This is a genomic window from Fluviicola taffensis DSM 16823 (genome assembly GCF_000194605.1).
In the GTDB taxonomy this organism is placed as follows: domain Bacteria; phylum Bacteroidota; class Bacteroidia; order Flavobacteriales_D; family Crocinitomicaceae; genus Fluviicola; species Fluviicola taffensis.
In genome coordinates this window covers 3,481,276-3,506,135 of record NC_015321.1, presented here as the reverse complement: position 1 = coordinate 3,506,135, position 24,860 = coordinate 3,481,276, and the positions used below count along the sequence as shown (strand labels likewise).

Sequence of the window (24,860 nt, the reverse complement as noted above, 5' to 3'; positions counted from 1 at the left end):
GTTTAAATGCTTTTCAATTCTTGGTTAATGAATGTGGTCAATTTTTCAATACTTGGTAACTGCAGGAGGTATTTACTGACAAAAAGGTTTTGATCCATTCCTGCAGTTGCATATTCTACCAATGCTTGGTTTGTATCAGTTACTAACAATATTCCAATTGGTTCATTGTCACCGATTTCCTTCATTTCTTTTTTGTAGTAGTTCAGGTATGTGTTTAGTTGACCAGCATTCGCATGATTGAACTCTTCCACTTTCAATTCAATGAGAATATGGCATTTCAATATACGATGGTAGAATACTAAATCAATGAAGTAGTATTCGTTGCCGATTAGGATTCTTTTTTGTCTTGCTTCCAAACAAAATCCATGACCCAATTCTAATATGAACTCACGTAAATGATCTAAGAGTGCTGATTCTAAATCTGATTCTTCAACAGCATCTTTGATCGGTAGTCCTAAAAATTCGAACGTATACACATCTTTTACCAAACCTTTTTGTTGTTCCGGAACTGTCTGAACAAGGGGTATTAACAATTCTGGCTTTTTAGAAATTCCAGAGCGTTCAAACAACAAGGCATTGATTTGTCGTTTTAGTTCGCGGACTGACCATGTACCTTTAATCGCTTCAATGATATAGAAGGTTCGTTTTAATGGATCTGAAATTGGAATGAGTAGTGTTATATGTGTGAATGATAGCGATTCAATCATTTTAGTAGCGAGAGAATCTTGTGTGCTATCAACGCTTTGGGTCCTGTTTTCCAACTCTTCGGTCAGTGACTGAAGAGTTCCCAATTCTACGTTTTTCAATTCTGCAGTCAGTGACTGCGAAATCTTATTTGAAGGGTTATCCAATACTGCAGTCACTGACTGCAGAATCTCAGGAAAAGCGAAATAAAACTCTCGAAACAAGTTTAAATTTCTAGAAGACAAACCTTTTACATTAGCGATTTTTAGATTTTCAGCTAGTGTTTCAATCAATTTATCGCCATAAGTTGCTCTTTCTTCACCTTTTTGTTCAAACTCAACAATGTAATGACCAATTAGCCAGTTACGCATTGTAAGCAATTGATTTACTGCTTTATTTGCTTGAACTGAAAGATTAGAATCGATCAGTTGAATTTGATGAACGAGGCTATTTATTTTCATGGAACAAAAGTTTCAGTGATCACAATGGAAGGAGTAATATTTACATCAATTTCTTGCTGAGAATCACTTGAATCTGTTTCACTGGAAGAAAGACTGTATTTTTTAGAAAGTAGAATAATCAGATTATCTACTTGACCGTGAGTAATCGAACGCTTATCCAACTCACGTTTCATTTTTCGAATTTCATTTGGCAAAGGAGTAAATGTTCCTTTATCTACCAATTCAATCAATTCAGTGCAAGCATTTTTGGTTTCTTCACTACGTGTAATCCCTTTTTGTTCACGTAAGAACTTTTTGGCTTGCGCACTAATTGCATCAGCTTTATCCGTCGTTGTAACACCTTCGTCAGTAGAACTGAAAAATTCTTTATCAAATTCATCTAATGCAGCTTGCACTTGACCAAAATGAGAAGTAGGCAATTCACCAGACAGTTCGGAAGCATTTGATTCAAAATACTCAGCAGCTTCAATGAAAGTTAAAGGCACTACCTTCTTTTCAGCAGAAACACTATAGAACTCCATTTTATATGGTGATTTCAAAAAGACCAAGCTTGCGTTATTCAATGAATCATCTTTTGCATTTGAATTCTTACGAGCTGTTCGCGCTTTCATAGGAAAAGCTTTGATACGCTTAAATTCAATAGGATTAGCATCTTTAAACTCCCGGATGAAACGCAAATATTTGAGGCGCTTATCTTCTTCGTCAGGCATTCCTTCTTTGAATAATTCAAACTGTTCAACTAACTCTTCATGCGTAAAGACTTGAGCATCTTCACCAAAGGCACTGTGAAATCCTTGAAGCTTAATTAGGGCATTTTTATACAATTTAATTTCTTCATCACCTTGTTGCGAGGGATAGAAGTTGTAATTGTAAACAACACCTGCAATACTTCCAATTCGATTAATACGCCCCGTTCTTTGCATTAAACGGGTTGCGTTCCATGGTGTATCATAATTTACTAATACATTCGCACGATGTAGGTTTACACCTTCAGCCAAAACATCTGTTGTAATTAGAATATGGTAATCGTCTTTTCGCTCACCAATGTAATTTGCATCAAAATTTTTCTGAATCGTTTCAAAAACCTTTTTCCTGTTTTCAGAAGAGATTTTCAACACACCTTTGCCGTCATAGTCCTTCAGCTTTTCATACAAATACTCTGCTGTATCATTGCTTTCTGTAAAAATTACTAACTGTCCAGTTGGGTTAATCTCTTTATTGAACAATTCGTTTTCAAAGGTCTTTAGAAGTTCATCCAACTTGGGGTCTTCTTTGATTTCGGACCATTGTTTGTACAAGTCTTTTAATAACGAATGGTCTTTTTTTAGCCCTTCCAAAAAATCCGGATCAAAATCCTCAGCTTTAAATACATTGTTTCTAGGATTTTCAACACTTATTTTTTCAATTAACTCTTCAATCTCTTCCATTGAAAAGCCTTTCTCAACTAACTCATTTATATTCAAATCAGGAGCAATTAGGACTTTGTCATTCTCAAACATTTGAATCATTCGTTCAGTTGAGACCATCAAATTTCTCAAGGTGATTTTAAACGAATGAAAACTACTTTCCAATCGTTTCACCATCAATGTTTTCATGATTCCAGCAAGCGACTTCGAAACGAGAACTGCTTGCTCATAATATTTATCTCTGTCGTCTTGATTCAAGAAGCGAATAGCTTGATACCTGAAATAGTTGACTTTATCTTCATCGGTTAAATAGAAAATGGTTTGATAAAATAACTTGCCTAATTTGGAATTCAAAGAGTATACAACTGGTTTTAAAGGAGCTATTTCAGGAAAAACAATTCCTTGTTCTTTCAAATCATCAATGTATTTAGGATAGTTCTTTAAATCGCGTCTTGTTCTACGCACGGTAATTTGAGAAATCACTCGCTCACGAATTTGATTATACATATCACGAATTCGCTGTATTTCCGGATTATCTTCCTTCATTATGTCTCTATACTCACGAACTATTGGTCCGAAAAAAGACTGGAGATTTGTTACAGGTAAAGTACTCTTTCTTGCATCCTGGAACAATAATAATTGGTAGTATAAATCTTGAGGTCTGTTATTTAATGGCGTAGCAGAAATCAACATTACTTTTTTGTTTTTTCCTTTTACCAATCCATCACCATTTCTTGGAGCCTTACAAATCCGCTGCAATTGAGCAAAAGTTGCTGAAGCGTGATTTCTATATTTGTGTGCCTCATCAACAAGAATCAAATCATAATCCTCTTTCAACCAATAATTGAGATCATCACCTTTGATAATCTTATCCAAACTACCATTGGTTATAAATTTTGTGTGTTTATCCAAACCAAACATTCGGAATGTGCTTTTCCAATTTTTTTCTAATGCAGGTGGATAAACAACCAATATTTTCGTGTTCATGGAGCCATTAGCTATCATAAAGCGTTTAGCAATCATTGAAGCAACTATTGTTTTACCTAAACCGACAACGTCCGAAAGGAAAAACCCATTATGCTCCATTAACATTGAGAAACCTTGGTTTACTGCATCAATTTGGTAACTTAATTTTTTATAGGTTTTGGGAAGATCTCCAACGGTATCAGGATCATAGTCTATATTCTTACCGAAATACTCGATTAGTAATTTCAGGTAAATCTCGAAAGGAGTATAATTTTGTCCAATATGCGTCTTCTTCTTGAATTCTTTAATATCTGCTGGAAGGATTGGAGTAGATTGCTCCCAAAGGATATTGAATTCTTTTTTAGTAAACTCAACATCATCATAATCTTTCAATGCAATGTTCAATTCATAATTTGGAGATTTTTTGATTCCAAGCCCAGCTTCAGTGAGATTTGAAGACCCCATTATTACCCAACCATCGGAATGCTCTGTATGTACTTCTGGAAGAAATAAATAGAACTTAGCATGCAAAGTTTTAGAGTTGTGTGCACGAACTTCAATTCTACCAGAAATCAAATCTTCAATGAATTTTAAAATTCCATTTTCAACTTCTTCTGAGTACTTCGCATCTTTCAAGTCTTGGATAAACCAATTCAAAAATTCATGTTTTGTTTTAGTTTCATCACCAAAATAGAGCAATCCTTTTCGTTGTGACTCTGCAAACATTTCATCAACATTGATTCCAACAAGGATTTTTATGTCTTTGATATCTTTTAAATATTCTTGCAAAGCAAAATAACCTGAAGATCTGAAATAACCAACCACTGCATGAAATGCATAAATGTCTTTCATGTTTTCAAGAATCCCTTTGAATTTTTGGAAAACGGTCTTATCCTCAGTATTTGTAAAAAACTTAGTGCTCATTCGATTGATCGTTTAATAATTCTTTTGGTGAAACAGATAATATTTTAGCAATTTGATATAAAACCTCAATTGTTGGTTGTCTTCGATTGTTGCAGTAATCATTAACCATATTGAAGCTTTTACCTAGCTTTTCTGCTAACCAGGTTTGCTTAATACCTTTTTCTTGAAGAACATCTTTTATTCGGTTCATGTGATAAAAATGAGATGATGAATTTAGGAAAAAATACCAACGGATAGTTGGTAAAAACAGGAGAGTTATGAACAACTTAATAATCGCAATTGGCTCAACCTTTATTTCCGCTTGTCAAAAGATGACAGCGGAAATAATATCAAATTAAACATACTCCGCAGCCGTGAACGAACCCGATTACCATACAGTTTCTCCAACTCATTCGCATTCAAATTGGTAGTGCCATGGGTTACAATTCCAAGATTTACATGTAAATCATATCTATGCAAAAGTATCTCTGCCATGGAGTTGGTTTCATTGCCGAACTGCTTGATGTTATTTTGGATAAAACAAAAAACTTAGCTTTAGATTTGTCTTCATATTTGCTGGCTAAAAAATTACTGTTTAGCGGATCAATCACAAAAGTTGGGGAGGAATTTGAATAGAATTTAGAACTTTGGAAAAAAAAGCGATTGGATCCACAAATTGAACTATTGAAACTGGTACTTCCAGAGTTATTGGTTGATTTCTTTGACTTCATGAAAGTTGAAAAGCAAAATGAAACGTTGCATCTTTACTTTGAAGAATTAAATAAACCACCAACAGAGCATCTTCATAAAGAATTAATCTCTAAAGGATTCCATGATGAAATTACGATTCAGGATTTTCCACTCAGAGGTAAACATGTTTTTCTGCATGTAAAGCGCAGAAGATGGACTGATAAGAACACCAAGGAGATTGTTCAAAGAGATTGGAATATCGTTGCTAAAGGTACTCGCATGACCGATGAGTTTGCCTCTTTTTTAAAACAAATCAGTCGCTTCTAAACCGTTCAGCTGTCATACTATTGGTTCATTTTATGGTGTCAAGGGTAAGAAACTACAACGACAGCATAAGGATTGGTTAAGTGATTTTAGGAACTGGGAACAGCTTGCTCATGCCAAAGAGTATTTACTTTTTACCGATAATATTGGAACTCATTTATCCCTGGATGAAACCTCTCTATCTCAGGGTGAGCTTTACACCATCATCACCAACAAAGCAGCCAAAGGAAAACAAGGATCCATTGTCGCAATTATAACAGGAACCAACTCCGAATACATTACAACAATACTTCAAAAAATTCCACTAAAGCTTCGTAAAAAGGTAGTAGAAATAACTCTGGATATGGCTGGAAGCATGAATTTGATTGCAAAAAGAAACTTTCCAGATGCTGTGCTTGTTACAGATCGTTTCCATGTCGAAAAACTAGCTTTGGAAGCCGTTCAGGAGCTTCGCGTAAAGCATCGATGGGAAGCGCTCGATGCAGAAAATGAAGCCATTGAAAAAGCAAAGAATCAAAAGAAAGCATACCATCCTGTTATCCTTGAAAACGGAGATACCATCAGGCAATTATTAGCAAGAAGCAGATACGTACTTTATAAAAAACCTTCTAAATGGACCTTCAATCAAAAACAACGAGCGGAAATCCTATTTTATCTTTATCCAGATATCCAAATAGCTTATCAACTAGCACAACAACTGAAAGGGATTTTTGAACAAACCAAAGACAAAATTTACGCTTACACCAAATTGGCCAAATGGCATGAAAAAGTAACTAAAGCTGGTTTTAAATCTTTCAACTCCATATCTAGAACAATCCAAAATCATTACAAAACAATCCTCAATTACTTTGATAACCGAAGTACAAATGCTTCCGCTGAAGCATTTAATGCCAAAATAAAAGCATTTAGATCTCAATTTAGAGGTGTTAGGGATATCCAATATTTTTTATTCCGATTAACGCAAATTTATGCTTAGTCCCCAGAATTTGGTCTTGATCCTATACTATTGGTTTGTAGCAATTCTCAGCCAGCAAGATATAACAGAAAATATGCTGGCTAAATAGCTAGCTGATTTTTTGTTTTTAATTGAAATTATTTGTTTTTGTTGAGAACAGATAAAAGCATGAAAACGCTGTACCTGCTTGAAATTTGGTAGGTATTAACGAAGAAAGCCTCCTTAAAGGAGGCTTTCTAGTGATCCCGCTGGAATCGTTTGTGATTCGGCTGGGACTAGCCAAATGCGGGGGAAACCCTTGTAAATACTATATTTTGTGAAAACTCGCTTAATTCAGGGACCCGAATGGGTCTCTTGAAAATTGCATTGTTTTGTATTGAATCAAAGAACTTTTCCTACACTACAAAGATACGACTTTACTTAGTATCTGCCTACAAAACAGACCAAATTTAATGAGGTAAAATCTTATTTTTTTCTCGTGCGTTGTGTGCGTTTTTTTGGAGATTCTGCAAGCCTTTATATGCTTTCGTATGTCGTAAGCCGTTCACTTCGTGATATGCTTTCAGCGTGAAGCCTTTTGCTTCTAAGGTGATCACGATGCGCCGCTGTTTTCTTTCGGTATAGTTTTCATACACTATCCATACTTTAAACATACTTACGCTATTCATTATGTCGCACCAAAATGAGCCGAATCACGGCAAATTTTATGATGGGTGAACCATGGTTTCAAAGTAAAGTAAACCAAAGCACCACAAGCGTTATTACACGTAAAAAAGGGTCGTTTTACCAACATAACTTTAACGTAACGGACTGAAATTCTATTCGCGATATGAATGATGTTTAAGGGTTGCGAAGGTCGCAATCGGCTAAATCAAAAACTATACGATTATGGCAAGACAAAAAGGTATCATTAAGCTGAAAGGAAAAGTTGGCGACCTCTCATTTTACCAGTCAAGGGATGGGAATCTTGTGCGTGAAAAAGGTGGTGTTGATGGAACGCGTATTGCAAACGATCCGGCATTTGCCAGGACTCGCGAAAACGGAGCCGAGTTTGGTTCTTCCGCGACTTCGGGAAAGTTGGTTCGCGATGCTGTCCGGACGTTGATGATGTCTGCGAGTGACGGAAGGGTAACCGCCCGTTTGACGAAGCTCATGACATCGATCAAGAATCTCGATGCGACGAGCGCGCGAGGTGAACGAACGGTTGGAACGGCAATGGCGCTTCCTGCTGCCAAAGCGCGCCTGAAGGGATTCAATTTCAACAACAGGGCTGTTTTGGGAAGTGTGCTGTACAAATCCTACCAGGTTGATACCGGTACGGGCGAGATCAACATCACGGACCTGGTTCCGTTGAACGATGTTGCTTTCCCGAGAGGTGCTACGCACATGACTTTGCGCGGTGGCTGGGCTAAGATTGACTTTGTGACGAATGAGCAAACGATTGAGTTTACAGATGCTGTAAACCTTCCTATCGATGCCACTCCAAGCAACGTCAACCTGGTTCCGGCTGCGGAACCAGCTGGCGCGGGTGTAGGCGTTTTTCTCCTGATGATTGAATTCTTCCAGGAAGTAAATGCTGTTCAATACTCGCTGAAGAATGGCGCTTTCAATGCGCTGTGCATTGTGGAAGTGGCGTAAAACTCCAGTAAATTATTTATTCATCCGGAAGGAGGTTCGGGCATGATGCCTGAATCTCTTCCACAAGAAAGGACCAATGAATATTATCAAACGCATGAAGTCACCCACCCCGAAGTTCTTCAGGAAGCTTCGAAATTTTGGTCTGATTGTGACAGCTGCGGGTGGCGCGCTTCTCGCCGCTCCTGTAGCCATTCCTGCCACTCTCGTAACCGTTGGCGGTTATTTGGTCGTTGCGGGTTCGGTTGCGACGGCGGTGGCGCAAGCGGTGGTGGCAGACAGACAATAGTTGAACCCTTAAAAAAGTACACATGGGAATTTTCTCAAAGAACCGCGTACCAAAAGATGACCTGGTGCTCCAGGTCAAGATCAGGAAGCGTCCGCGGTTTAAAGCCGGGGCTGAATTGAGCAGTGCTGTGAATCTCACCGTTGAGGTAAACGAAACGGAAGAGCGCGATTCGAATGTGATGGAACTTAAACTCCATCTGTATTCGAAAAGGCTCTTGAAAATTAAGTAAATCCCTATCGTGGGGAAAGTGTATAAACTCTAAAATCCAGTAAAAATGGAACAGAAAAAAGTAAAAAGTGAATTGGTCGTGACTATCAAGGATAAAAAACGACCTCGTTTCAAGGCAGGAACTGAACTGGCTGACAAAGTAAACCTTGTGGCAATTGAAGTTGACGAGGAAACCACCGAGGATACGGAAAGCCTGTTTCTGAGCGTGCATATTCAACGTTCTGCCTCCGTTGCTGCCTTGACGGCAGCTGAATAATTATTAACCGTTTAAAAGCAACTTTATGATTCAGCCAAATGAACATAGTACCGCACTGGGAACGGCAACCGGAACGGTGATCACCGTGGCCGCGAACATTGGTTCGCAGGATTATATCAAGACCGCGATCCTGGCAACTGTCGGAGCCATTGTAAGTTTTGGCGTATCGTTGTTTTTGAAGTGGCTGGTAAAGAAAATGAAACGTTAAAACGTTCTTTGAAATAAAATTGATCGTGAAGGTCGCCCGGGTTTCGGGCGACCTTTTTTAGTTTTACCTTAAAATGTCTCTTATCAGGGCGTACTTCAATTTATTTAAGGTTTTCAAAATCTCCCTATGACGCAGATCTTTAGTGGTTATCTCCTGAAGCAGTTCTATACCTGAATAAAAGATCTTGTTGTTTCTTTTACTGCCTTCAATTCCGTATTTCAGGCAGTTTTTCAGATCGTTGATCCTGATGAACGGGATTGCAGAACCGTAGAGGAATTCGCGGAAACGGTTTCCCTGCCACAACGCGAAAGTGATCCAGTAGAGGGATTCTTTTTCCTGTTCGGACTGGCAGATGCAAACGAAGCAGTTCGGGCAAGGCTCATTAAGCGGTTTTCCACTATTCAAACCCTTGTTGAGAATGAAGAAGTGGAAACCTTTGTATTCTTCGTTCACGCGGTGGCATTTTAGCTTAAACTGAAACATAATTATGGATTAAAAATTATGCTCTGTCGCTTCGCTCCGCGCAATTATTTCAAAAGAAGGAAGAAAAAAAACGGAAAAAAAAAGAAAAAAGAAAGCCCTTTTTCCGGGGCTTGGATTGACTGGATGCAAGGTTTTTTGCTCAAAAAATACTACCCGACCTCATCACGGGAATTGGTTGGGTAGTGTAGATTTGAACTACCAGGAAAAACGATACCAGGAACGAAAAACCAAGGGTGGAGATTATTTGAGTAAAACCCGAAGGGCTTGACCTTGCAGTAAGGCTAGCCAAGCCCCAACTTTGCGTTCATTTTTTATTTTTTAACTTGGCGATGAATTAAATGAAGAAGTTATTTGTTCTCCTTTGACCATTTTAGGTTTTGAGCGTATTTTGTATGGGGAGATATTTCATAATGATATTGTTTTGTACCAATATCATGACCCAAAGATTGAATTAATTCGTCAGTTGCCCAAATATATTCAGAGGCAGTTTGTTCTTGCAATTTCTCTAAGATTGGCTTTTGCTCATCATTTACAACAAGATCGAAAATATCAAAAATGAACATTCCTTTTCCTCCATTATCCATTGTAATAATTGGAGATCTTACTTGATCTTTAAATTTGTAATCAATGAATCGAAATTGTTTCCACGGGAGTATACTTGTGTCAATTAACTCCTCGCAAAACTCTCTCCAAGGTGAAATTTCTCTATCCTTTTTTGAATCAAACCATTTTAAAAAATCTATCACATATTTTCCTTTAACATATACTCGCAAATCATTTTTAGCAATACCTTTTTCTGTTTCAAATTTCCGATCCGGCTTAACTCCTAAATCTTCAAATTTCTGTTCAGAACCCGGAAGTGTTTTGTAACAGCCACCAACAGGCTGATAATAGTTTCTCGTTCTACTTTTCACTAAAAGATAAGAATTTCCAGATTTTATGCGGTATAGATATGCAATGGATATACGTATGTCTTTCTTTCCGTGAAGCCATTTTGTGATAAAATGAAATCTAATTTTTCCATAGTTATCCGTTATGAATGTAACAAGAAGTGTAATACATGTCACAATGCCAGCTTGACCAAACTTCGTTTCCCAAAAGTGCTTATTTTCAATAAAGCCAATAATCATTAGGATTATTGCCACTATAAATGGTATGAGTTTTTTCATATAATTTGAGGGCTAGGTTTTATTTTAGAAATTGTTTCCGTTAGAATTTCATATGTTAGTTCTTTGTCAGGAAATGAAGCAGCGATGGCTTCCGGAAGAATTCTAAGTCTGATATCAGAAAATGAAAAACCAAGTCCATCATTTTTTTCCGGACCCGTAATTTCTGCTAAATGTTCTAATTGCTTTGTGGAAAAGTCAATTCCTTCAAGACTTTGTTTAAATAACTCAATCCTTTCTTCTTTAATAGGTCTTTCGAATTCCAAAATAATTGCAGCACGTCTAACAATTGCTTCGTCAATAAAATGAAGACGATTTGTTGACATAAATAAGACTGCTCTGCCGTTCAGTTCACGTATTTCATCAATTTTTTGAATCAATGTGTTTACTGCTGCTTTTTCTTCCTGGTGCATTTGCATTGTTGATCTCGTTGATGCTATTGCATCAGCTTCATCAATCAAAAGAAAAGCAATTCTACGTTTTCCTGCTTGTCTCTTTAATTCAGAAAAAGCATCATTTACTAAATTTCCCATTTGACCATGCAAACCTTCTCCTCTAACTCTTGTATTTAATTTCAGGAAAAAACCTTCCTTTTTCAGCTCCCTTACCATCCTGTCAGCTATAGCTTCAGCCGAAACAGTTTTTCCAGTACCAGCATCTCCAGCGAGGATAATTAGCGGGTATTTATCTTTTAACTGACCAATAATTGGAAGTTCAACCTTGTGAAATTTCTTACTCCACTCAATCAATCCTTCTTGATCAAGCAACAATTTCAGATTTGAAAAGATTCGCTCAAATTTGCTTTCAAAACCGATCAGATTTTTTGTTCTTTCGGCAATTGAAGCACTAGGCAATTCTAGGATGTTATCAAATATTGATTCTATCATTTGTAGTTGGTTTTTTGAAGTTCATACCCTTTACTTGCGTATAATTGAGCGTCATTCTTCGCTAAATGAGGAAAACTGTTATCTATTGATGACGGTCCCCAGGAAACTTTAAAGTTTTCGGTCACATTTTTTTTACCTTCAGCAGTAAGCATTTTCCATTTCTGGGTGTATGACAAAATGACAGAAAGATGTGTGTTAGGAATATCAGTCCAATCATTATTTTTTCCGGCTCTGTCACTATCACTTGCATTTCCAAGTGAATTAACGAGGAATTTAGAAGCTCTTACAACCTTATCCGATACATTTTCTTGAAGTATAATATCAACTGAGTTTAAGTAATTTCCCTCAGCGAGTTTTAGTATGTCATGGAAAATATTATCCACGTATTCCATAGACCATTTTCCTGTTCTTCTAGCAATTGTTCTAATATCAGCTTCGCAGCCTTCAAATGTTTTTCTGATGTCAAGTACTGTGTAAGTACTGGTTTTAGTAGTAGTTCCGTACATAGTTATTTAATATTAAAAGATGGTCCAAAAACACTTTTCCATTCTTGGATGGTATCTCCTTCGTTATTTTTAGATTGTGCAATATTCAATGTGTCAAAAGCTGCCTCGGCTTCGTCAAATATTTCTTGCCATTTGGTGCGATCAAGTCGTTTAACGACATTATTTTCCTTATTTGTATTATCTGCTACATATATTGGTGAGTCAAATGTTGCAGGGACAGAATTAATCGAATCACTGAACTTAATTATCGGGAAATTTGGTGAGCTCATGAATTGGAAGAATCTAATAATTCCTTCTTCGATATTGGTTTCCACTCCAAACTCTTCATCCAAATACGCGACGATAAGTTCAATAGTAAAAGATGATAATCCAGGTTCTGAATCTGTTGGACATAGTTCTTTATAGTTCTTCCACCATTTTAGTGATCTAACAATAGACGTGTAAGAAGGATTATTCTTTCTGAGATTTGCTGAAAACCCTAATTGTTTTGAAATACTTGTAATGTACTTTTTTCCTCCCCGTCTGCTTGGTTGCCATACATATTCAGCTGGAGAGGCCAATGAAACTACAGGAACGATATCTACCTGTAATCCGGAACCTGTAAATGTAATCGTGAGCGATTTAGTGTTTCCTTCAGCATCGACATCTCTGTCAATATCTTTTTGAGGGTAAATCGCTTTCAGGTACTCAATGATGTAATCGTAGAGCTTTTTCAGATCATTTTGAACATTATTATCCCCTGAAACAAACAGAATCAAATCAATATCAATAGGGTTTTCCCCAGTTGGTTTTAATATTGTGTGTTTTTTCCATGAGCCAGCGATCAGATATTTGGTAACCTTCAAACCATTACTTGTGTCGTCAGATATCTTTTTTTCTAGTTTCTCTTTCAGATTTGTGAGTTGATCTCTGTACTTAGCCATATTTTCTGGCTGAAGTTTTATCTTTTTGACAAAGACGCCTAATTGATTATTATTCAGTAGCATGATTAGATTAATTTATAAATCTATCTCTATCAAACAGTGTTCCCAAAAACATTTAATGCCAAAATGACATAAATTTTATTATAGTCTAGGTAAAACAGCCCTGAGCGCTGCCGCGTGGAGCAAGGCAGCAGGCGAACAGCTGGAGGTTTCCGGAAGCTGTGAAGCAAGTGGAAGAAGGTACGACTGGAACGACGCGAGCCGCCCGCGAGTTGAGCGAGGGTGGAAATGGAGAACAGTTGGAAACTGTGGGAATGACCTATGCAGAATGCACGAGGGTTTGGCGGTTTTTTTGTTTTGCGCAAGTGGCTGTGCCTGGCTACAAAAAATGTGACAAACCCGAAGCCCGAGCGATGTAGCAGGCGAGCATTACTTAAGCGGCGGTGACACCCCATGAATTAATTGTGGACGAGAGTGAGGGACGAGCTTCCGGGAACACCTTTTCAGGGGCTTGGGGTGGCAGAGTAGCCGCGACTGACGACGCAGGACGAACAGGCGAAGAAAACAAGTGAACAGCCAAAAGTGAATTCTGAACTATTGGCTATAGTGAACGCTATAAACAAGGGCGCAGAGCAACGGAGCTTGTATTACCCTTGTTTTTATGTTTTATGAAGCTGTGAAGACCAGGAGGAAGACCGATTTACCTTCCCTGTGATTTTAGAAGGATTATGGATTGAAAACCTAATTGATTCCAACAGAAGATTAGTTTTCAGAAAGATCTACTTTGTACCTTTCTTCAATGAATTCGTTTATCTTTTTTTGATTTTTTTCTTTGATAAGGAAAGCAATTTCTTTTTTATCAAAAGGATAGATACCGAATCCTTTAATGTAATTCCGACTTAATGAGAAATAACCAGATCCGTAAGGCTTACTTGATTTTGTTACGTAGAACCAGAATAATCTTGAACCAAGTACTTTTCTCATTACCTGGATTTCTTCACGCGTTTTAGCAACTAAAGCAAGCCCATTGTAAAATAGAAGATTTTGTTCCTCATTCTCTACAAAGTTTGGACTTGTAGATGAAATGTGCGGGAAGAATAACTTAAATGGCATTTTTTCTAGTGACTGGTTTCGTCCGTATGCGTACCATTTCTCATACTTTCCTTTTCCTTTATCGCGATCAGCTAGAATTTTTTGTTTATCCCTCAAGTATTGATAAGCCATTGGATAAGCATCACGGAATTCTTGTTCATCGATTAATTGAACGTTGTTATCAACGTAGCGATATGGGAATATGGCTTTCTCTCGAATAGCATCAACAGACGACTGTTTAGTGAATTTGTTTGAGTTTATAATGTCTGTGCAAATTCCTCTTTCAATAGGATAAACATGACCATTTTGCAAGTAGTAGAAATTTTCATCTTCTTCGATTGGTTTGAAGATGTAAATATTGTTTTTTAATGTTGCTATTCCGTTTCTGGTCTTGAATTTGTCACCAAGTGGAGTGCCAACTGATTCGATTCGATTAAGTAATTCTATTTCCTGAAGATTCCAACCATTAAAATGATCCAATTCTTCAATACTAATTGTCTGAAATTGGATATTCTCATTTAGAGCCTCCAGAGAATTCAGTTTCGCGTAATTCAGTGTATCTGATGCGCGATTCTGAATGAAGCAGATGCATGTATAGGTAGACTTTGAATTGAATACTTGATATCCACCGAAATCAATAATTGTATTGTCAAATTGAGCTAAATATTCACGAACTGCCCGCCCATTGATGCTTTTAAAAAAGGAATTCATAGTGATATACCCAAGAATACCACCAGGTCTCAGGTAAGTCATTCCAAGTTCAAAAAAAGGAATGTACAAATCAGGGTGACCTGTAGAACACACTTGCCAATTCTGCAAAAGGTCTTTGGATTCATCATCAATATTTCTTGAACAGACATAAGGTGGATTTCCGGCAATTACATGGAATCCTTCAAAGCCCGTTATTTCTTCATTCCAATTAAACGAAAGAGCGTTTCCTGTGAATAAATTGAAATCGAAGTCAACATCTTCACCTTCAAGTAAGGCTGCTAAAGAAAGTAATATTTTGGACCTCTCAATTGAATACTCCTGTATATCCAAACCAAAAATATTGTCGCGATAAATCTGTTTGTAGGTTCTCCCAGTTTGCTGCTTTAAATATTTCGCAGCAGTGTATAGAAAACCTGCACAACCGCATGCCGGATCGCATAGGTTCACACCTGTTAAGTCATTCGTATTGGATAAAGTACTTGTGATAATATAATCCCTGATTGATTCAGGTGTGTAAACAGCCCCAGAAACTATTTTCTCCTGAGGTGAAATAACAAATTCAAATGCTTCAATTAAATCTTCAATCGATCGTAATGTATGAATTCGAGAGAATTCTTCAACCAATTTGAAATCTGGAGAGTTTTTCTTGATTCTTAGAGATGATAGTAATTTACCTTTAACCTTGTCTTTTGAATTAGCATTCAAAAAATTGGACACGATAAGCTTATTGACCTTGATCGGATCATACGAATAAGACTTGAGATATGTTTGTAATTCCTTATTCATTCTCTTTGAAAATACTATCCTGTATTTGATTTAGCATTAGTAATACTTGGTAATGAACTCCCTGAACCTCACTTCTCAGTGTTTCATCTGTTATTTTTTCTAGGGCGGAATTAATTTTGTCATTTTGAGATTTGAGTTTTTCTAGCTTCCACATAAGTTCGTGTACAGGAAGCCAAAGCTTTAGTTCGTCGATAATATATTTAGCTACTAAATCCCCTTCGTTAACCGGAATTATACGTCCTTCCTTCGATCTATTAAATCTCGATTTATAATCATCAATAGTCGGTTTGATAAAGCCCTCTTTTCCATCATTTGGATGGCTGGCATCTTTGGTTGGCCATTTGTTCGATTTATAAGTATTACAATAGTTACAAGCATAAATCAAATTGTAATAATCGTTTGGTGGAACAGTATGTGTGAAATCCTTTGGTTTTTGAGGAATGAAGTGGTCAATAGCAAAACTTCTAATTCGAATTAAATCTAAACTATCGCAGTACCCACAGCGATTTTCAAAATCCTCTCTCAGCGTAGTTCTGTATGAAGAATAATGGTCACAGACTGCTCTATCTGGCCTATGTTCCGGAGTTTTAATTCTAAATGGGTACATCAGTCTTTATTTTCAATTCGTGAAAGGAGTGCTTCTGTTTTTTCTATTAGTTGATCTAACTTTTTGTTGGTGTCTGTTGAATAAAAACTTCTCGGTATAGTACTCTTTGCGGATGTAGTTTTTTCAAGGAAATTATTCAGCTCAACATAGCGATCTTCCTCTGCAGGTAATAAACCCGTATCACTTTGACGTTTTTTCTCTAACTCTTGGACCTCATTTTCAGCTTCTGATAATCGAGACTTATATGACTGTATTATTTTCGATAATTTCTGTTTAAATACAGCAACATTTTTGCCCAACATATCCTCTTTACCATTAACTAGGTTCGCGTTAGAGATATGATCCAAAGCATCCAGTTCATGTGAAGTGAGAATTACAAGGGGGTAATAGTAATTTCGTTGCTGAATTTTTTCAATTAATGAATCTGCATTAAAGTCGAAATCCCCATTGTCATCTAAGCGAAAATCCAGCACCAACATATCGATGCCCGACTGGAAAACATCTTCAACGAGTGTATCTGCAGTTGTTGTATCGTTCATTTCAAAAAGAACGATGTCAAACTCATCTTTTAAAAAATGATAGAAGGAACTTCTTTGTCCCGCATCTTCATCAATATATCCGATTCTGTACATGTTATTGATTTTTTCTTTTAGGTACTGTTACTTTAATCGAAAATCCATCCGTTACAGGGATAAGCTCAACTTTTGCATCGTTATAATCATTAATAACCAATGAAACGATATAAAGACCCATTCCGGTTCCTATTTTATTCCCTTTGCGATCTCTTTTGGATGATTCGTTGTAAGTAAAGATTTTCTCAGGCTCGCTTTGATACTCTGGAGCTAGTCCACAACCGTTGTCTGAAAAAGTAATTTCAATTAATTCTCCTTTATCAACCCAATCAATGGTCACTTCCCTTTGATAATTGCCTTTTTTATCTTTGAATGCACTTAACGAGTTTGACAAAAGGTTATTGAAAATAGCATCCAAATCCACTTCAAACGCACGAATTACGTTTGTCGCGTTCTTATTACCTTTCAATATTACATTGACTTTTCGTTGTACCAATGCTTGATGCCAATTTGCTTCGAAAAGTTCAAAATACTCTCCAATGTTAATGTTGGTTCGTGTTCGCTTGTCTCTTTTCAAAGTACTCAATGAGTAATCAAGCCAGTGTTTGAGTTTTACATCTTCTTCCTGGATCAGTTGAATCATGTAAAATGGATTATCTTGTTGATTGACAGATTTAAGGTCTTCTTCTTTTATATATTTCTTTAATTCCGCGATTAAAAAATCAGTTCTCGGTGAGAGCCTGCTTCTAAGTCCCTTTAACTCGTGAGCAAACGACGAAATAATTAAGCCAACACTAGCTAATCCACGTAATAAACGGATCTCTTCATCCTTATCTTCTATTTCCTGTTCGAAAATTTTTGTTGCCTTCGCAAGAATTACTTCCGAAACGGTTGGTCCAGAGTTACTTGAATTATCATCTGTACCATTATTTGAATTATCGTCTGAATTTTCATCTGAATTTTCATTCGAATTATTATTGTTTTCAGCCTGTTCAGCTGCTTCTCTTAGAATTCGGTCTGCCTCCTCTTGAGCCTTTCTCTTGTCTTCGTCGTCCTTAAATTTCTGCTTAGCAAGCTGTGCAAGGCAAAACATTATTTTGTTCCGATCCTTTTCAAACTCTGCAATAACTTCAATAAGAATATTCTTGAACAGTTCGAAAACATCATTTTCCTGAATTCCTTCACGACCGGATTTATCTTGAAAACTTGAATTTGCAATTCTCGATATATTAACCGTTCCAGCAATTTGATTTGACCCAATTCTATAACCACCCAATCTTTGTCCTGGTCCTGCCGGGCTTTTTGCTTGTCTCTCTCCCAAACCAAGCCAATCTTGACCGCTCTCTCCATATGGACGTACTCTAAAATCATCCCGGAAAATTTTTACACCACCGAATTTTTCGAGCCATGCTTTTCTATTGGCAGAGGAAATATTTTTATATGGAAATCTTTTCTTGTCTTCCGGATCAATTTTGTTTTTTAGAAAGTAAAATGTAAAATCAAATTCTCCTATCTTGCTGATAAGATTTTCATCACTAGATTTAGAACCTATGAGTTCCGTTATAGTCTTGGATATTGTAAAAGTTTTTTTCTTGAAATCGGATAAGGTATATGGGAATTTCTTTAATAATTTATTATCAAATACTTCGCCATATGATTTCTCCAGTAAATTTACATCTAACTCTTCTCTTGTGATCGTTAGTTTAATACTGTGTGATTCGTCAGCCAAATACTCTGCTTTAACTTTATAGTCAAAATCATCGTAATACGCACTGTTTACCTTTCCAAATTCTTCAGGATGAGCCGTGGAAAATAAATGTACACTAAATTCCGGTTGCTCTTGAGGTGGAATCAAAACTTCAAGATTGTCAAACAAGCTTTTCATTGACTCTTCATCCCATTCATCTTTTGGTGGATGAATTTTTAATATTGTTCCGAACTTAAACTCTGTTTCTTCCAGTACCTCTTTGATTTTCTCAAAACCACCAAAATGTTCAAGTAAATAGGATTTGATATCCAGTTCCGCAACAGTATCTAGATTTGCGTTGACTTCATGTATTGCAACTCCTAGCTTTTCAAAGTCACTCCATTGTACACTCCAGATTGAGGCTTCAATAATTTTTGTCTCTTTATCTTCAGAAATAGTTTGCATTTCCGAACCAAGACCTAGCCGGTCAAGAGCAAAACGGCCAATACCTTTGGCTCCTGTTTTTACACGGCCACTTTCAGATAAATAGTTTTGAAGTTTATCATCTGTTCCAATTTTCATCCATTGATTTTTGATAATCTCACTAGTCATTCCAGTTCCATTATCAATCAAATAAATGCATGGAGTTTTACTAAAATCTCCATGATTTTCAAATATTATGATGCAATTTTTTGCATCGGCATCATAGGAGTTTTTAACAAGCTCCACAACCGCTCCTTCTGAGGTTGCGAAGTTCTCTTGGCCTATTAATTTTGCGGTTCTTGCCGATACTGTAAATGGAATTTTAGCCATCTTACTTAGAGATTAGTTTTAGATCTTTGAACACTACTTCCAAAATTTCAATTGGATTAACATCAATCGCCAACGCAACAAGATATAACTCTTCTGCTTTGAGATTAGTCGATTCGTTTAATGCTAACTCACTCAAACGAGAAGGGCTGATACCGGTTTTCCTTGAAACTTCAGCTTTCTTTATCGATTTTTTGTTTAAGTACTCTCCAAACCTGGTCATAATATTCAGTTTATCGATATTTTAATCCGCGCTAAATATAACAACATTTAGAATCCCTTGATTTTTTAAGTAGCCACATTAATTTATTTAATGCAATTTATTAGTATTTGACGGCTATCTATAAACACAGATTAGCTATCAATGGAAAGATTTGTTGTGGTATCAGTGTGCAGTGGCAAAAGCAAGTGTAAAAGCTGTAGGAGCGTAGAGTAACGGAGCGGAAACAGTGAATTACTCTTGTGTGCGGTGACAAAAGCGGCTTTTTATGGCGTTGGGCTGGTGAGATGGCACATGAAAAGCGGCTTTGGGCACAGGGCTTGTCAGGACGCAGGGAAATATTGCTGATAGGATTCGAAGACAAGTTGATACCTCTTGCTAATCGATCTTTGCTATTGATGAAGCGGGATCTTCAAACCGGATGGGAACATAGATAGCCAAGTCTGCAGCCATTAAACGTCCGAGGATAAATTTGACGTTTAGACTGGTCAGGACATTGCAATTAATCTTTCGTAGGATTCAATAATTCGCGAATATCTACTTTCAAGACATCAGCAATTTGAACCAAAGTTTCTAAAGAAGGCTGCATGTCATTGGTACACCATCTTGAAATAGTTGGTGTTGTTTTTCCAAGTTTATCAGCTAACCATTTGTTGGTTCGCCCTTGTTCAACAAGTACCACTTTGATTCTGTTAATTACTCTTTTAGTCATTTTAGTAACGGTATACGTGAACTTATTATCATTTCACAGCAAATATATGTTTTACAAAACAATCATGTTGATAACTTATTTTAGCAATAAAGTAACTTATTAAATCAATTTATTTTTCTAATTCATTTCTTTGTTATAATTTTACGTTATCTAAAAATGATTTAAAACTTTATTATAATAACCTTATTTGCGCACTTATGAGAGAATTATCATCTAAACAATTGATTCTTTCCTTAATCCAGGACGATCTACTCAATCAAAAGCTAATAAATAATCTCCGCGACATTGGTATAGATGCCGGAGATTATCATTTAAATCTCGGAAGTACCATATTCCGGTTGATGGGAATTCCTTTGCCAGCTGACGATATGAAGTATGACGAATATATGGAACTTGTAGCATTGGCGAAATATTTCCCGCTCCACGGTGACCGGAATTTCTCAAACTACGCCTTGGACATTTACGCTTATCTCGAAAGTCTTCAACCGCGACCATCTAAATTATATACCATGAAACAACAGATTTCAAAAAGCCAGATTATCCGCCTTATTACTATGGATCTGTTGAATATTAAGCTTACTACCAAGCTGTCTGAAATCCCACTGGTTCCGGATCATTATATGCTGGGGATAGACGAAATTGTGTTTGAAGTAATGGGTATTGAAGAATTGTCTGATACGCGTGTAGATCAGGTTTACCGGAATTATGCAGCACGGGCGATTAAAGTAAGAGACTTACAAGTACCATTCAACCAGGACAGGATCGACGAACTGGCGGAAGAATTATATGATTACCTTGAATCTGAATCGGTATAAAGACCTGAATGATAACTTTGCAGGGATGGTGTTCTCCTATTGCCTTATTTCGGGCACTTAGAATACGTATCCGTCCAGAGATTGATCGTGAAAAGTATGCGTTGAAAATACTTCGCGGTGATTCAGCCATAGAACGAAAGTCAAAAGTAAAAGTCACACTGGATTATTCCAATGTGACTTTTGATTCATATCAATTTTGAGCTGGACAATCCAACGGGTCGGACTGAATAATTCCGCTCCTCTCTATCTGAAACTATAATTCCCCTCTTTCATCTGCGAAAAAGCACCTGGTCCAAGATCCGTTGCAATTGCACGTCCGTCTATTACGGGATGAACTGTATGTTTTTCATTTAAATAAGAGGTAACTGCATCGTGTAAAGTGTAGTCCTGCAAAGAAACATCGACAGCATTCTTCAATCTGCACATCGTGGAAATCGGTTCTCCCGTTCTATTGCATGATGCCATTTTGTACGTTTTGTCTGGCTCTATGGGTTTACCTTTTATTGTGATCGACTCTACACGGCTACCCTTTTTTGCGGAACTATTAAATTTCACGGTCATTCCTGAAAAGCGGACAAGCCAGCCTCCAAAACGATCATGGTAATTGGAGGCAAAAACATTATTAATTTCCTTCTCGAGCCACTGTTTGATTTGCTTTCCCGTGACTGTACCTATTTTCATGTGCTCGTTTACTGGTAACATACGCCATAAGTCGGCGGTTGTTATCTCAGCTCTTCCGCTTTCATCAGGTACAATAGGAACTCCAAACCTGAAGCCATTCGAAGTAGCAAAATCAGCTCCTGTTTTCCAGCGCAACGCATCGGTAATGAAATTGTCCATTGGATTTTCGACCACGAGGTATCGGTATATAGGAGCTGAGGTATATCCCAATACCGTTTGCATTTCTTTCTTATAAGGCAGAATAGCTCTATCGACCAACTGCTGTACATGAGGGTCTGCTTTGTATTTTGATGGATTAACCTCTATCAAATCGTAGCTGTAGCTGACAATTTTATGGTTCTTAACTTTCAGTTCAAGCTTTCCTAGAAAAGAGCCGAACGCACCAGGCTCAACTACTTTCGCGTATTTTCCTTTTATCGGCTGTCTTATTCGTTCGTGAGTATCATTTCCCAGGATAAAGTCAACACCTTTGACTTTTGGATCATTAGATAACATGATTTGTTTGGAAATTCCGAGATGGGCAACAAGGAACAAAATATCCACCTTCTTTTCATTCTTAAGCTCAGCAATAAGCGATTGCAGATTTTTTTCTACGGAAGTGAATGTTATGCCTTCGCTGTAAGCCGGATTTTGCCGGTCTGGAACTTCAGGATCATTGTATGCTATAAAGCCTATTTTTACTCCTTTTCTCTCGGTGACCCAATAAGGAGGAAATAATGGGTCATTTCCCTCAGCATGGAACATATTGGCTGCGATAACATTTGTTTTATACTTACCCATTACCTCCATCATGATACGCTTACCATAAATAACTTCCCAATTGCCCGGAATCAACAAGTCGTAATTCATGGCCTGAATGATAGGAGGAAAAATCTTTCCTTGTGAACGTACACTGGCACCGCTACCTTGAATAAGATCTCCTCCGTCAATTAATAGCGTACCACCGGGATTTGTTTTCCGGATGCTGTCAGACAAGGTTTTCAATTGTGGCAGGCCTCCGGCTTCCCTAAAAACAACCTGACCATCCTGAACAAACAGATCGGTATGAGGATTCAGATAAGCGTGAATGTCTGATGTCTGCAATATGGTAATGGTCTTCACTGTGTTTTCTGGAGATTTTATCTGATCGCAGCCGACAAAAACTGCGGCCGCAACTACAACAAATACAATTTTCATAGCCTGGTTTTAAAGAATGATTGTTTTGTAACCATGTTCCTGTAAACCAAACAGATAAATTAATCCATTATCGGTTATCGGAACTTCTTTCGGAAGCGTGTTTTTGTCAATTTTCAATTGAGAAATAGACAAGCCGCAGAACAGGAATTTGACTTCTTTGTTCTGAATAGCTTCCAAGACTAAAGCTTGTAACAGACTATCGGCTGAGATTTCTTTTACAAGCTCTCCGCAGATAACAACCTGGAAATCTATATTGGGGCTTTTAGCCTTGAATTCTTTGCCTGTGATAATTGCAGCTTTCAAATGTTGAGCTTTCATGACCAGCATTGCATATTTTCCATTTTTTTTTATTGACTGCTCTGTTTTTGAAATTTCCAGAGATGTCTGAGCTTTTGCTGCGTTGGTTCCTGAAATGCAAAGAACGATCAGCAGGGTGATAAAATATGTTTTCATTTTTTTAATTTTTTATTGTAAATACTGTAAACCTTCGGATTATTGACAATGAAGAATAGCAAACCTCCAAACAATGCCATGTTTTTCCAAAGAGGACCATGAAGAAGGCCATTGCCTAATTGTATGGTGATCGTAATGGGAATGAGCACGAAAAGAAGTGCAATAGAAGCCCAGCGTACGTAGATTCCCATGAGCAACGCAAGACCTCCAGCAAGTAAAATATACCCGGTTATTAAGCCCAATAAATGGGGATCTCCAAAAAATACTGCGAACTTGTGAAATGCTGCCGTACTAATTCGGGCAGCAACTTTTTCTGGTTGTAAAAGGTGTGATATACCTGCCGAAATGAAAATGCCGCTCAGGAGTATACGAAAAATGAGAACGGAAGTACCATTCACCATGAGTTGTTTATTCATAACTAATATTTGATTAATAATGCGTTTACGATTAACTGTAAAACGATTTTAATCAAATCAGGAAGCGCTCAAATATCAGGTATGAAGGAATTTTTTCTTTTTGTTGCGAAAACAGATCAGGTAAGCTAATCATTGAGGTTAAGCCCTCCCTAAGTGGTTCGTCATTAGCAAGAGATACTCGAAGAACGGCTTTCTTACATTCTACTTTCTGATCACCTTCCCGTTGCGCATATAAACTTGAGCAAAGTGTTTTGGGGTTAGTTTTTCCATTGAGTGCTATGTCAGATGATCCTGGGCGAAGCAATTGGCTCAAATCCCTTTTCATCGAACACGGAATACCGACTAACATCACTAATGTGAGCAGCAAAATATTTCCGTATTTTATTCTAAACAATGACATGGATCAAAATTAATGAAGTAAAGCACGAACTTCAGTAACCTTTGTTACAATTTGTAACGAAACTTATGCCTCGATGATACTTTTTTGAAAAAAGATTGAGTACGCCTAATCTGCAATTAAAAACCTTTAAGCAATTTAATCTGATGGCGGTAAAGAAGTATCTTTTTGTCGTTTTCCAGTGCTTTCAAAAGGCGTGAGACGACGACCCTTGAGGAGGCAAGCTGTGTAGCGATCTGTTCGTGTGAAAGGTTGATGAGCGAAGAGTTTGTTGCCTTCGATTTTTCACGAAGAAAATTAACCAGCCGTTCATCCAGTTTTTGAAATGCAAGCTGATCGATCGCTTTCAACATTTCGTTGAAACGCTGCTGCATTGTTTTCATTACGAATATTCTCCATGAAGGGAATTTCAAAATCCATTGATCCATAATTTGAAGTGGCACAGCGAGTAATTCCACATCGTCCTCTGCTACTGCCGAAATTTCGCTTTCGTGCTGCTGCATACAACAGGAAAGTGTCATTGCGCAGCTTTCAAGTGGATTGACATAATACAACAATAATTCCCGCCCATCTTCATCTGTACGGGTAACCTTTACCGTGCCTGACAGAATGAGTGGAATATGTTTGATCAATTGTCCGGGCTGAAGAATTGGATCATCAGCCTTAAGTGACATTGCAATACTATTGTTTTCAATTTCTTGAATCAGTGCAGGTTCAAAAACAGTATTAAAAAACGAATCAATTTTCATTCAATA

29 protein-coding genes are annotated in these 24,860 nt (G+C 37.3%); 10 read left to right on the top strand and 19 right to left on the bottom strand.

The window, feature by feature from the left end:
* Positions 1–2 precede the first annotated feature (2 nt).
* From FLUTA_RS15250 to FLUTA_RS15240, 3 genes are read right to left on the bottom strand one after another with little or no spacing between them, the layout of a single operon-like run.
* Positions 3–1,145 (bottom strand): PDDEXK nuclease domain-containing protein, encoded by a 1,143-nt coding sequence (locus FLUTA_RS15250; protein ID WP_013687790.1) that lies wholly within the window; start codon positions 1,143–1,145, stop codon positions 3–5.
* Positions 1,142–4,441 carry a helicase-related protein gene (locus FLUTA_RS15245; RefSeq protein WP_013687789.1) on the bottom strand — a complete coding sequence of 1,100 codons (3,300 nt, stop codon included), beginning with the start codon at positions 4,439–4,441 and terminating at the stop codon, positions 1,142–1,144. The genes FLUTA_RS15250 and FLUTA_RS15245 overlap by 4 nt, the downstream gene beginning before the upstream one ends.
* The gene (locus FLUTA_RS15240; protein ID WP_013687788.1) at positions 4,431–4,631 is read right to left on the bottom strand and encodes a helix-turn-helix domain-containing protein; all 201 of its coding nucleotides are present in this window, start codon (positions 4,629–4,631) and stop codon (positions 4,431–4,433) included. Before FLUTA_RS15240 ends, FLUTA_RS15245 begins: the two co-directional genes overlap by 11 nt.
* 263 nt (positions 4,632–4,894) lie before the next feature.
* Here FLUTA_RS15240 and FLUTA_RS21630 point away from each other — a divergent pair, with 263 nt between their 5' ends.
* From FLUTA_RS21630 to FLUTA_RS15200, 8 genes are all read left to right on the top strand, one after another.
* The gene (locus FLUTA_RS21630) at positions 4,895–5,056 is read left to right on the top strand and encodes a hypothetical protein (protein ID WP_169312092.1); all 162 of its coding nucleotides are present in this window, start codon (positions 4,895–4,897) and stop codon (positions 5,054–5,056) included.
* Between the two features lie 27 nt (positions 5,057–5,083).
* Positions 5,084–5,437, top strand: coding sequence for an ISAon1 family transposase N-terminal region protein (locus tag FLUTA_RS21760; RefSeq protein WP_043023560.1), 354 nt, complete (start codon positions 5,084–5,086; stop codon positions 5,435–5,437).
* A 19-nt stretch (positions 5,438–5,456) separates the two neighbouring features.
* Entirely contained in the window at positions 5,457–6,410 is a 954-nt protein-coding gene (locus FLUTA_RS15230) for an ISAon1 family transposase (protein WP_043023561.1), read from the top strand.
* 867 nt (positions 6,411–7,277) lie between these two features.
* The gene (locus FLUTA_RS15220) at positions 7,278–8,027 is read left to right on the top strand and encodes a hypothetical protein (protein ID WP_013687786.1); all 750 of its coding nucleotides are present in this window, start codon (positions 7,278–7,280) and stop codon (positions 8,025–8,027) included.
* 76 nt (positions 8,028–8,103) lie between these two features.
* Positions 8,104–8,313, top strand: a complete 210-nt coding sequence (locus FLUTA_RS15215) for a hypothetical protein (protein ID WP_013687785.1) — start codon at positions 8,104–8,106, stop codon at positions 8,311–8,313.
* Positions 8,314–8,335: 22 nt separating this feature from the next.
* On the top strand, positions 8,336–8,542 hold the full coding sequence (locus FLUTA_RS15210; RefSeq protein WP_013687784.1) for a hypothetical protein: 207 nt from the start codon (positions 8,336–8,338) through the stop codon (positions 8,540–8,542).
* Between the two features lie 45 nt (positions 8,543–8,587).
* A complete protein-coding gene (locus FLUTA_RS15205; RefSeq protein ID WP_013687783.1) occupies positions 8,588–8,797 on the top strand; it encodes a hypothetical protein in 210 nt (69 codons plus the stop codon).
* A gap of 25 nt (positions 8,798–8,822) precedes the next feature.
* Positions 8,823–9,005 carry a hypothetical protein gene (locus FLUTA_RS15200; protein ID WP_013687782.1) on the top strand — a complete coding sequence of 61 codons (183 nt, stop codon included), beginning with the start codon at positions 8,823–8,825 and terminating at the stop codon, positions 9,003–9,005.
* 63 nt (positions 9,006–9,068) lie between these two features.
* Here FLUTA_RS15200 and FLUTA_RS15195 read toward each other — a convergent pair whose 3' ends face one another.
* From FLUTA_RS15195 to FLUTA_RS15140, 11 genes are all read right to left on the bottom strand, one after another.
* Positions 9,069–9,488, bottom strand: coding sequence for a DUF6943 family protein (locus tag FLUTA_RS15195; RefSeq protein WP_013687781.1), 420 nt, complete (start codon positions 9,486–9,488; stop codon positions 9,069–9,071).
* Between the two features lie 347 nt (positions 9,489–9,835).
* On the bottom strand, positions 9,836–10,657 hold the full coding sequence (locus FLUTA_RS15190; RefSeq protein ID WP_043023862.1) for an SMODS-associated NUDIX domain-containing protein: 822 nt from the start codon (positions 10,655–10,657) through the stop codon (positions 9,836–9,838).
* Complete coding sequence (locus FLUTA_RS15185; protein WP_245545450.1) at positions 10,654–11,421, bottom strand: ATP-binding protein; 768 nt, start codon at positions 11,419–11,421, stop codon at positions 10,654–10,656. The genes FLUTA_RS15190 and FLUTA_RS15185 overlap by 4 nt, the downstream gene beginning before the upstream one ends.
* A gap of 116 nt (positions 11,422–11,537) precedes the next feature.
* Positions 11,538–12,047, bottom strand: a complete 510-nt coding sequence (locus FLUTA_RS15180) for an HORMA-1 domain-containing protein (RefSeq protein WP_013687778.1) — start codon at positions 12,045–12,047, stop codon at positions 11,538–11,540.
* A 2-nt stretch (positions 12,048–12,049) separates the two neighbouring features.
* Complete coding sequence (locus FLUTA_RS15175; RefSeq protein WP_013687777.1) at positions 12,050–13,033, bottom strand: CBASS oligonucleotide cyclase; 984 nt, start codon at positions 13,031–13,033, stop codon at positions 12,050–12,052.
* A gap of 699 nt (positions 13,034–13,732) precedes the next feature.
* On the bottom strand, positions 13,733–15,559 hold the full coding sequence (locus tag FLUTA_RS15165) for an HsdM family class I SAM-dependent methyltransferase (RefSeq protein ID WP_013687776.1): 1,827 nt from the start codon (positions 15,557–15,559) through the stop codon (positions 13,733–13,735).
* Positions 15,552–16,166, bottom strand: coding sequence for an HNH endonuclease (locus tag FLUTA_RS15160; protein ID WP_013687775.1), 615 nt, complete (start codon positions 16,164–16,166; stop codon positions 15,552–15,554). Before FLUTA_RS15160 ends, FLUTA_RS15165 begins: the two co-directional genes overlap by 8 nt.
* Entirely contained in the window at positions 16,166–16,798 is a 633-nt protein-coding gene (locus FLUTA_RS15155; protein WP_013687774.1) for a hypothetical protein, read from the bottom strand. Before FLUTA_RS15155 ends, FLUTA_RS15160 begins: the two co-directional genes overlap by 1 nt.
* Position 16,799: 1 nt before the next feature.
* The gene (locus FLUTA_RS15150) at positions 16,800–19,238 is read right to left on the bottom strand and encodes an ATP-binding protein (RefSeq protein WP_013687773.1); all 2,439 of its coding nucleotides are present in this window, start codon (positions 19,236–19,238) and stop codon (positions 16,800–16,802) included.
* Position 19,239: 1 nt separating this feature from the next.
* Entirely contained in the window at positions 19,240–19,458 is a 219-nt protein-coding gene (locus FLUTA_RS15145; protein ID WP_013687772.1) for a helix-turn-helix domain-containing protein, read from the bottom strand.
* A gap of 499 nt (positions 19,459–19,957) precedes the next feature.
* Positions 19,958–20,167: a helix-turn-helix transcriptional regulator gene (locus FLUTA_RS15140; protein WP_013687771.1), complete on the bottom strand. Its 210-nt coding sequence runs from the start codon at positions 20,165–20,167 to the stop codon at positions 19,958–19,960.
* A 197-nt stretch (positions 20,168–20,364) separates the two neighbouring features.
* Between FLUTA_RS15140 and FLUTA_RS15135 the strand changes: the two genes are divergently transcribed.
* The gene (locus tag FLUTA_RS15135; protein WP_013687770.1) at positions 20,365–20,982 is read left to right on the top strand and encodes a hypothetical protein; all 618 of its coding nucleotides are present in this window, start codon (positions 20,365–20,367) and stop codon (positions 20,980–20,982) included.
* An 8-nt stretch (positions 20,983–20,990) separates the two neighbouring features.
* Positions 20,991–21,182, top strand: a complete 192-nt coding sequence (locus tag FLUTA_RS21445; protein ID WP_148235446.1) for a hypothetical protein — start codon at positions 20,991–20,993, stop codon at positions 21,180–21,182.
* A gap of 43 nt (positions 21,183–21,225) precedes the next feature.
* Here FLUTA_RS21445 and FLUTA_RS15130 read toward each other — a convergent pair whose 3' ends face one another.
* The 5 genes from FLUTA_RS15130 to FLUTA_RS15110 all read right to left on the bottom strand — a co-directional run bounded on the left by FLUTA_RS15130 (position 21,226) and on the right by FLUTA_RS15110 (position 24,854).
* Positions 21,226–22,839 (bottom strand): bifunctional metallophosphatase/5'-nucleotidase, encoded by a 1,614-nt coding sequence (locus FLUTA_RS15130; RefSeq protein WP_013687769.1) that lies wholly within the window; start codon positions 22,837–22,839, stop codon positions 21,226–21,228.
* A gap of 9 nt (positions 22,840–22,848) precedes the next feature.
* On the bottom strand, positions 22,849–23,292 hold the full coding sequence (locus FLUTA_RS15125) for a hypothetical protein (protein WP_013687768.1): 444 nt from the start codon (positions 23,290–23,292) through the stop codon (positions 22,849–22,851).
* Entirely contained in the window at positions 23,289–23,708 is a 420-nt protein-coding gene (locus FLUTA_RS15120) for a DoxX family protein (protein ID WP_043023860.1), read from the bottom strand. Before FLUTA_RS15120 ends, FLUTA_RS15125 begins: the two co-directional genes overlap by 4 nt.
* 52 nt (positions 23,709–23,760) lie before the next feature.
* Positions 23,761–24,108, bottom strand: coding sequence for a hypothetical protein (locus FLUTA_RS15115; protein WP_013687766.1), 348 nt, complete (start codon positions 24,106–24,108; stop codon positions 23,761–23,763).
* Positions 24,109–24,224: 116 nt separating this feature from the next.
* A complete protein-coding gene (locus FLUTA_RS15110; RefSeq protein ID WP_013687765.1) occupies positions 24,225–24,854 on the bottom strand; it encodes a Crp/Fnr family transcriptional regulator in 630 nt (209 codons plus the stop codon).
* Positions 24,855–24,860 lie beyond the last annotated feature (6 nt).

Coding starts and splice junctions, on each gene's coding strand:
- FLUTA_RS15190 (WP_043023862.1), bottom strand. CDS start 10,657: ATGAAAAAACTCATACCATTTATAGTGGCAATAATCCTAATGATTATT.
- FLUTA_RS15155 (WP_013687774.1), bottom strand. CDS start 16,798: ATGTACAGAATCGGATATATTGATGAAGATGCGGGACAAAGAAGTTCC.
- FLUTA_RS15120 (WP_043023860.1), bottom strand. CDS start 23,708: ATGAATAAACAACTCATGGTGAATGGTACTTCCGTTCTCATTTTTCGT.
- FLUTA_RS15140 (WP_013687771.1), bottom strand. CDS start 20,167: ATGACTAAAAGAGTAATTAACAGAATCAAAGTGGTACTTGTTGAACAA.
- FLUTA_RS15135 (WP_013687770.1), top strand. CDS start 20,365: ATGAGAGAATTATCATCTAAACAATTGATTCTTTCCTTAATCCAGGAC.
- FLUTA_RS15175 (WP_013687777.1), bottom strand. CDS start 13,033: ATGCTACTGAATAATAATCAATTAGGCGTCTTTGTCAAAAAGATAAAA.
- FLUTA_RS15245 (WP_013687789.1), bottom strand. CDS start 4,441: ATGAGCACTAAGTTTTTTACAAATACTGAGGATAAGACCGTTTTCCAA.
- FLUTA_RS15250 (WP_013687790.1), bottom strand. CDS start 1,145: ATGAAAATAAATAGCCTCGTTCATCAAATTCAACTGATCGATTCTAAT.
- FLUTA_RS15125 (WP_013687768.1), bottom strand. CDS start 23,292: ATGAAAACATATTTTATCACCCTGCTGATCGTTCTTTGCATTTCAGGA.
- FLUTA_RS15160 (WP_013687775.1), bottom strand. CDS start 16,166: ATGTACCCATTTAGAATTAAAACTCCGGAACATAGGCCAGATAGAGCA.
- FLUTA_RS15180 (WP_013687778.1), bottom strand. CDS start 12,047: ATGTACGGAACTACTACTAAAACCAGTACTTACACAGTACTTGACATC.
- FLUTA_RS15220 (WP_013687786.1), top strand. CDS start 7,278: ATGGCAAGACAAAAAGGTATCATTAAGCTGAAAGGAAAAGTTGGCGAC.
- FLUTA_RS15145 (WP_013687772.1), bottom strand. CDS start 19,458: ATGACCAGGTTTGGAGAGTACTTAAACAAAAAATCGATAAAGAAAGCT.
- FLUTA_RS15110 (WP_013687765.1), bottom strand. CDS start 24,854: ATGAAAATTGATTCGTTTTTTAATACTGTTTTTGAACCTGCACTGATT.
- FLUTA_RS15200 (WP_013687782.1), top strand. CDS start 8,823: ATGATTCAGCCAAATGAACATAGTACCGCACTGGGAACGGCAACCGGA.
- FLUTA_RS15115 (WP_013687766.1), bottom strand. CDS start 24,108: ATGTCATTGTTTAGAATAAAATACGGAAATATTTTGCTGCTCACATTA.
- FLUTA_RS21630 (WP_169312092.1), top strand. CDS start 4,895: ATGCAAAAGTATCTCTGCCATGGAGTTGGTTTCATTGCCGAACTGCTT.
- FLUTA_RS15130 (WP_013687769.1), bottom strand. CDS start 22,839: ATGAAAATTGTATTTGTTGTAGTTGCGGCCGCAGTTTTTGTCGGCTGC.
- FLUTA_RS15210 (WP_013687784.1), top strand. CDS start 8,336: ATGGGAATTTTCTCAAAGAACCGCGTACCAAAAGATGACCTGGTGCTC.
- FLUTA_RS15150 (WP_013687773.1), bottom strand. CDS start 19,238: ATGGCTAAAATTCCATTTACAGTATCGGCAAGAACCGCAAAATTAATA.
- FLUTA_RS15205 (WP_013687783.1), top strand. CDS start 8,588: ATGGAACAGAAAAAAGTAAAAAGTGAATTGGTCGTGACTATCAAGGAT.
- FLUTA_RS15240 (WP_013687788.1), bottom strand. CDS start 4,631: ATGAACCGAATAAAAGATGTTCTTCAAGAAAAAGGTATTAAGCAAACC.
- FLUTA_RS21445 (WP_148235446.1), top strand. CDS start 20,991: ATGATAACTTTGCAGGGATGGTGTTCTCCTATTGCCTTATTTCGGGCA.
- FLUTA_RS15165 (WP_013687776.1), bottom strand. CDS start 15,559: ATGAATAAGGAATTACAAACATATCTCAAGTCTTATTCGTATGATCCG.
- FLUTA_RS15195 (WP_013687781.1), bottom strand. CDS start 9,488: ATGTTTCAGTTTAAGCTAAAATGCCACCGCGTGAACGAAGAATACAAA.
- FLUTA_RS15215 (WP_013687785.1), top strand. CDS start 8,104: ATGAATATTATCAAACGCATGAAGTCACCCACCCCGAAGTTCTTCAGG.